Origin of the sequence: Azospirillum picis (genome assembly GCF_017876115.1) — a bacterium.
Lineage (GTDB): Bacteria > Pseudomonadota > Alphaproteobacteria > Azospirillales > Azospirillaceae > Azospirillum > Azospirillum picis.
Window position 1 is genome coordinate 124,681 of sequence record NZ_JAGINO010000024.1, and the last position, 6,825, is coordinate 131,505.

The window sequence follows — 6,825 nt, forward strand, 5'->3', positions numbered from 1 at the left end:
TGCCGCTGTCGCGCCCGGGAAGGGCGTATTGAGGGCCGTCCTCCAGGTGGCGGCGGTGCATATCCCGCGGAGCCTTTTTCTGCTCTTTTGCCTTGATGGAAAAGCGATCGAAGACTTTTGACTGTCTACCGGTGCAGCGACCTTCACTCGACCTGTGGGATGGAGGTTTGCTGTTCAGTGTGGCGCGCGCTCCCGTTGCTGCACGACACGCTCCAGATGATGGCTCCTTCCGAAGCGAACCATCTCGACCCGGCTGGCGGCCAAGCTATAGACTTGCGGCCGCGGTAGTGTTTCCTTTACGTTTAAAATGCGAACGTTCAGTAGACTGAAAAGGCTGTGGCCATCCCACCGGAGATGCAGCCATCTTCACCCGCCAACCGCCGATCTCTGACTGAGGCACTATGACATCGGACGTCGCACGGTTTCTCGGCTTCGCATTCGCCAATGCCGACGTGTTGATCGAGGTCGATGCACAAGGTGTCATCACATTCGCCGCAGGCGCGCTGCAAAACCTGCTGGGCACCACCGATGCCGAGTTGATCGGGCACTCGATTGAGCGTGTGTTGGCGACCGGTGATCGCGGTCTGGTGCGACGTCTGTTGCGGACTGCCGGGTCCAACCGGCGCCTGGAAACCTGGGGAGTGACCTTGACCGGCGGCGTGGCCGCCATGTTGTCGGGCTATCGCCTTGGATTGTCGCCCAACGTGCAACTGACCCTGACGCGGTCAGAAAGCCAGGGGAAGGAAACAGCCCAACCGAACCGCGATGCGGAAACCGGTCTGGTCGATGCCGACGCCTTCCAGGCGGAGCTCGGCGAGCGGTTTGGCGTGGATGTCGGTGATGCTCCTCCGAAACTGACATTGATCAAGATCGCCGACTTCGGCGAGGTCAAATCGCGACTGGGATCGGAGATGACGCTCCGCCTGTTGAGCGAGGTGGGAGCGCTGTTGCGTATGCACGCTGCCGATGACACGTTGGCCACCAGACTGGGAGAGGACCGGTTCGGGTTGGTTCACGGCAAAGGTGTGGATGCGAATACGCTGGCAGGAGAAATCGCGATTGCCGCGACCGGCCTCTCGCCCGATGCTCTTCCGGTGCATGCGCAAAATCTGACGCTCGACATGTCGGCACCGGGCTTGAGCCGCGAAGATGCTGGCCGCGTTCTGATGTTCACGGTGAAGAGCTTCGCCGAGGAGACGGCCAGTCTGGACATCACGACCATGCACGACGCCGTCAAGCTGCTGGTTGACCAGACGGTGACTCGGGTGACCAGTTTGCGCTCCACCTTGACGGACGACCGCCTGAAGCTGCAGTTCCAGCCGATCGTTACGCTGGCGACGCGCGGGTTGCATCATTACGAAGCATTGGCCCGCTTTCCGCATGGGGCGCCGGGGCCTACCATCGCCTTCGCCGAACAGGTGGGCATGGTTCATGACGTCGATTTGCTGGTCTGCGAGAAGGCGCTGGACGTGCTGGCAGGCAATAAGTCCCTGCAGATCGCGATCAACATGTCGGCAGCCTCGCTCAGCAGCGACCTGTTCATCGTAGCCTTCCAGAGATTGGTGGGACGGCAGCCAGGATTGCGATCGCGCCTGCTGGTCGAGGTCACGGAGTCCACCGACCTCACAGACCTGCCAAGGGCCGCTCGCATCCTGGAAGATCTGCGCCGTGCAGGTCACCGCATCTGCCTGGACGATTTCGGCGCCGGTGCCGCATCCTTCCCCTACATCCAGGCCTTGCCCGTCGATTTCGTGAAGATCGACGGCAGTTATGTCAAGCGTCTGGGCGGAAGCCCCCGAGACGACGCGATCCTGCGGGCGATGGTCGCCCTCTGCAAGGAGATCCGCGTCCAGGTCATAGCCGAGATGGTCGAAACGGCGGATCAAGCCGGGCAGCTCAATGCCTGGGGGTTCGAACTCGCACAAGGCTACCATTTTGGACGGCCCACCGACCGCCCCTCCTATGAGGCGCCGAGTCTGTTCGCTGCGCCGGCGAAGCGACAGGGTTTCCAAGATAGCTGGTCGTAAAGCTCTGGCGAAAGTCATAGGTCAAAATCTTTTCATCTGGAATGGAATGAAATTTCCGGTGGCCACGTTCATTCGGGCATGGGGTGAGGAAAGCTCCCCGATTGCAGGAGGAAGCCGGGATGTCTGGCAGATTTTCTTTTGGTTTGAAGGCCGTCATGCTGGGCGCGCTGGTCGCCGGATCGATGCTGGGTGCTTCCATCAGCCCTGCAGCGGCTCATGATGATCGTTACTGGGGCCGTGATCATGGCCGCGAGTGGTACGGGCCTGGACGTGGGCCTGAGTGGCGCCGTTGGGATCGCCCACGGCATCATCACTGGCGCGAGCGCGGCGTTGTCTACGCGCCGGGTCCGGTCATCATCGCTCCGCCGCCGCCACCGCGTGTGATCTACGCTCCGCCCCCGGTCATCTATGCCCCGCCGGTGGCGCCGGGCTTCGGCTTCAGCGTCAACATCCGCTGATGCCCGGCTCACCTCCAGGCGGCTCGGTGCAAAGGACGGCTTCCGGATGATCGTGCGGCGCATTATGGTGCCCCCCGTTCGGAACGCCGCCCCGCCGGGGCGCGGGAGCCAGGGAGACGGCCTTTGCGGGTTTGGAGTTTGTGCGCCACGGTGGCGGGAAGCCTTTTGATCGCCGCACTGCCGGCGCAGGCGGCCGAGCCGCGCCTGACCGCGGCATTGGGCAATACCATCCTGACGATGACCGACGTCGGTCCTAAGCACGTCCGGGTGTCGGTGGATGATACGCCCATCTTCGACGATACCGAAAGCGAAGCGCTGTCCTTCGTCGGTGCCTACTCCCTGAAGGACCGCTGGATCGCCTTGTTCCAGGCCGACAGCGGCACCAAGGATTGCCCGACCCGGTTCCGGATCATCGAGATTGGCGGCCCGAAGCCGGTGGTATCCTATCCCTTCGGATCCTGCAGCGATGCCGCGCAGGTGACGATCGACGGCGATACGCTGACGGTGTCGATGCCGGTGCCGGCCGGCGGCGGCGATGCCGCCTGGACCTACCGTGGCGGACGCATCGCCCGGACGCGCTGACCGGGCCGATCCCGGCCCGATGACGCCCGGTTGATTGACGGACGAGCAAGCAGCTTCTAAGGTCGCGACCTCCGAACCATCGCGATTCCGGGTCCGACTCCCGGAAGGAAGCCAGCCATGAAGCCCAGCCTCCGCCCGTCCAACCCGCTGTTTTCCTCCGGCCCCTGCGCCAAGCGTCCGGGCTGGTCGCTCGATGCGCTGGATGGCGCGCTGCTCGGCCGGTCCCACCGCTCCAAGCCGGGCAAGGCCAAGCTGAAGGAGGTGATCGACCTTACCCGCGCCGTGCTCGGCATTCCCGGCGACTACCGGATCGGCATCGTGCCGGCTTCCGACACCGGTGCGGTGGAAATGGCGTTGTGGTCGATGCTCGGCGCGCGAGGCGTCGACATGCTGGCTTGGGAAAGCTTCGGCAAGGAGTGGGTCACCGACGTGTCCAAGCAGCTCAAGCTGCCGGACGTGCGGACCATGATCGCTCCCTACGGCGAACTGCCGGACCTGTCGGCGGTGGACTTCAGCCGTGACGTCGTCTTTCCCTGGAACGGCACCACCGCCGGCGTGCGCGTGCCCGACGGAGACTGGATTCCCGAGAATCGCCAGGGTCTGTCCATTTGCGACGCCACCTCGGCGGCCTTCGCCATGGATCTGCCCTGGAGCAAGATCGATGTGGCGACATGGTCCTGGCAGAAGGTCCTCGGCGGCGAAGCGGCGCATGGCATGCTGGTGCTGAGCCCCCGTGCGGTCGAACGGCTCGAGAGCTACCAGCCCGACCGGCCGCTGCCCAAGATCTTCCGGATGACCAAGAACGGCAAGCTGATCGAAGGCATCTTCGAGGGCGATACCATCAACACGCCTTCGATGCTGTGTGTGGAGGATGCCATCGACGGGCTGCGCTGGGCGTTGTCGGTCGGCGGCCTGACCCAGCTCATCCGCCGCTCGGAGCAGAACCTGCGCATCGTCGCCGAGTGGGAAGAGGCAAGCCCCTGGGCCGCCTTCCTCGCCAAGGAGCCTGCCACCCGGTCCTGCACCTCGATCTGCCTGCGCTTCACCGACCCGGAGGTCATGGCCCTGCCGGAGGAGGCGCAGGCCGCCTTTGCTAAGAAGATGTCGGCCGTCCTCGAGAAGGAGGAGGCCGCCTTCGATGCCGGCTCCTACCGCGATGCCCCTCCAGGTCTGCGCCTGTGGGGTGGCGCCACGGTGGAGAACGAGGACATGGAGGCCATACTTCCCTGGCTTGACTGGGCGTTCTCCACCGTCAAGGCCGAGATGATCGGTGGCAAGCCGGGATAAGCGCTTTTCACGCCGGCTGTTCCCCAAGGCCCGTCCAGTGGCAGAAATGCCACCAGACGGGCCTTTTGCATTCCTGTTTTTGTGCTGTGCAACATAAACCAGGGCCCATTTCGCAGCAAATCTGCACCACTGTGGCCTTGCCGACGCGACGCCCGAGCGCGGCTGCTTGACCGGGGTTATCCACAGAACCGTGGACAACATGGTGGATAAGCCTGTTGAACAAGCGGTCCTGCCTGTCCGGAAACCGTCATGCTGTCGGACGGTTCGATTCGGCTGATGCAGGCTCCGAAGGAGGTGCGGACCTAGCCGGTTGCGGCCGACTCTATCCCGAAGATGGTCTGGTGATTGCCCGGCTGCCCGCCGAACCTTACGCACTGACTTCGCGGCGTTGCCGCATCCGCTGGCGCAGCCATTGCACGGGCAAGGGGACGGGGGCCGATCATGGCGCATTATCTCATTACCGGCGGCTGCGGATTCATCGGCTCGCATCTGGCGGACCGGTTGCTCGCCGATGGGCACCGGGTGACGATCCTCGACAACCTCTCCAGCGGGCTGCTTGAGAACAAGCCGTCGGCGGCACGCTTGGTGGTGGGGGACGTCGCCGACCCGGATGCGGTGCGTGACGCCATGGCAGGCGACCAGGGCGAAGGGGTGGATGGCGTCTTCCATCTGGCCGCCGTGGCGTCGGTCCAGAGGTCGCGTGAGCTTTGGGCGGAAACCCATCGCACCAATCTTCTCGGCACCGTCACCGTGTTCGAGGCGGCGCGCGACGCCAAGCGGGGAGGAGCGGTGCCGGTCATCTATGCCTCCTCCGCGGCGGTGTATGGCGACAACAGCAACACGCCGCTGAAGGAGGATGACCTGCCGCGACCGCTGTCGGCCTATGGCGTCGACAAGCTGGGCTGCGAGATGCATGCCCGCGTTGCCTGGTCGATCCAGGGTGTGCCGACGGTGGGCTTCCGCTTCTTCAATGTGTATGGTCCCAGACAGGATCCGATGTCGCCCTATTCCGGCGTGATATCGATCTTCGCCCGGCGGGTGGCTCGCGGCGAGGCGGTCGAAATCCATGGCGACGGCCAGCAGGTTCGCGACTTCGTCTTCGTCGGCGATGTGGTGCGGATCATGGCGCTGGCGATGGAGCGCCGCTTCTGCGGCGCGGAGGTTTACAATCTCTGCACCGGCCGTGCGACGTCGCTGGTGATGCTCCTCGAAGTCCTGCAGGAGCTTTGCGGCAGCACCGTCCGCCGCCGCCATGCCGAACCGCGGGCCGGCGACATCCGGATTTCGATCGGCGATCCGTCGCTGATGCGCATGACCTTCGATACAGCCTGTCAGATCGGCCTGCTCCAAGGGCTGAGCGCAACGCTGACCGGCCGGATGCCGTGAGGTTGTGATCCGTGCCTCCAACGGGTATGACATCCTCCAGTATGCGGCATCCGGGGAGTGCGGGATTTGACGTGCGTGCGGTGCATGGTTTTCCGTCAGGTCCCCGGAAAGGCCGGCCATAAGGGCGCGGGTCGCGGAACGGAGGAGCGGTAGATGGCCCGCCGCCGTTCCCTGACCCTGCGGGGCCTGTTCATCGTGCTGGCGGCTCTCGCCGTCATCGCTTTGGCGGAGCGCGTGCACCTGCTGCCGCCCGGGACGCTCGACCGCCTGCTTGGGCAGGACTCCCACCGGCAGCGCCCGCCCCGCAAGGAACCCGGCGAGCCGCCGCCGCCGGTGGTGGCCCGGCCCGGCGATCGTATCGACTATGCGGAGGTCACCCGCCAGCTCGACACCGTCACGGTCGAGCCCGAGCGGCGGACGGGGTATGACCGCGACGAGTGGCCTCACTGGCTGGCGTTGGACGGCGGCTGCCTCAATGCGCGCGAGAAGGTGCTGATCCGCGACTCTCGGCGCCCGGCGACGCTGGATGCGAAAGGCTGCGGCGTTAAATCCGGCGACTGGGTCGATCCCTACACCGGCGAGCGCTATACCGATCCTGGACAACTGGACATCGATCACCGCGTGCCGCTTGAGGAAGCCTATGCCAGCGGCGGTTATGACTGGAGCCGCGAGCGGCGCGCTGCCTATGCCAACGACTTGAGCGATCCGCTGACATTGCTGGTGTCGAGCCGCGAGGCCAACCGGGCCAAAGGTTCCAAGGGGCCGGAGGAGTGGCTGCCGCCCAAGCGCGACGCGATCTGCCTCTATGTCGCCGACTGGGTTCTGGTGAAGGCGCGCTGGCGATTGAGCATGGATGAGCGCGAGCGGGTCACCATAGGCAACATCCTGGACGACTGCCGGACCTCCGCCGCATCGCAACACTGACCAGCCCAACCCTTCGCATGCGCCGGCGAATGGAACGTTTGAAACCGGATGAAACAGGAATGAGGTCCTGGAGTGCCCCCCGAAACTGAGACAGAGTTAAAGTGTTCCGGTTCTCTGATGGAGAGGACCGATGGGAGAGAAGCGAAGTTTGGAGTTCAAGG

6 protein-coding genes are annotated in these 6,825 nt (G+C 64.5%); all 6 read left to right on the top strand.

The genetic code is table 11. The annotated features are described in order from the left end of the window. Positions 1 to 401 precede the first annotated feature (401 nt). The 6 genes from J2850_RS25875 (at position 402) to J2850_RS25900 (ending at position 6,664) form a co-directional block, all read left to right on the top strand. Positions 402 to 2,027, top strand: coding sequence for an EAL domain-containing protein (locus J2850_RS25875; RefSeq protein ID WP_209988484.1), 1,626 nt, complete (start codon positions 402 to 404; stop codon positions 2,025 to 2,027). Between the two features lie 101 nt (positions 2,028 to 2,128). Continuing rightward, complete coding sequence (locus J2850_RS25880; RefSeq protein WP_246513553.1) at positions 2,129 to 2,485, top strand: hypothetical protein; 357 nt, start codon at positions 2,129 to 2,131, stop codon at positions 2,483 to 2,485. 165 nt (positions 2,486 to 2,650) lie between these two features. Continuing rightward, the gene (locus tag J2850_RS25885) at positions 2,651 to 3,067 is read left to right on the top strand and encodes a hypothetical protein (protein WP_246513555.1); all 417 of its coding nucleotides are present in this window, start codon (positions 2,651 to 2,653) and stop codon (positions 3,065 to 3,067) included. 117 nt (positions 3,068 to 3,184) lie between these two features. Then, on the top strand, positions 3,185 to 4,354 hold the full coding sequence (locus tag J2850_RS25890) for a phosphoserine transaminase (protein ID WP_209988487.1): 1,170 nt from the start codon (positions 3,185 to 3,187) through the stop codon (positions 4,352 to 4,354). A gap of 441 nt (positions 4,355 to 4,795) precedes the next feature. Beyond that, positions 4,796 to 5,740, top strand: a complete 945-nt coding sequence (locus J2850_RS25895) for an SDR family NAD(P)-dependent oxidoreductase (protein WP_209988492.1) — start codon at positions 4,796 to 4,798, stop codon at positions 5,738 to 5,740. A gap of 153 nt (positions 5,741 to 5,893) precedes the next feature. Then, the gene (locus J2850_RS25900) at positions 5,894 to 6,664 is read left to right on the top strand and encodes an HNH endonuclease family protein (RefSeq protein WP_209988495.1); all 771 of its coding nucleotides are present in this window, start codon (positions 5,894 to 5,896) and stop codon (positions 6,662 to 6,664) included. The last annotated feature ends 161 nt before the right edge of the window (positions 6,665 to 6,825 follow it).

What these genes read in the sequence shown, in the direction of transcription:
- J2850_RS25875 (WP_209988484.1), top strand. Translation starts at nt 402, where the DNA reads ATGACATCGGACGTCGCACGGTTTCTCGGCTTCGCATTCGCCAATGCC.
- J2850_RS25890 (WP_209988487.1), top strand. Translation starts at nt 3,185, where the DNA reads ATGAAGCCCAGCCTCCGCCCGTCCAACCCGCTGTTTTCCTCCGGCCCC.
- J2850_RS25895 (WP_209988492.1), top strand. Translation starts at nt 4,796, where the DNA reads ATGGCGCATTATCTCATTACCGGCGGCTGCGGATTCATCGGCTCGCAT.
- J2850_RS25900 (WP_209988495.1), top strand. Translation starts at nt 5,894, where the DNA reads ATGGCCCGCCGCCGTTCCCTGACCCTGCGGGGCCTGTTCATCGTGCTG.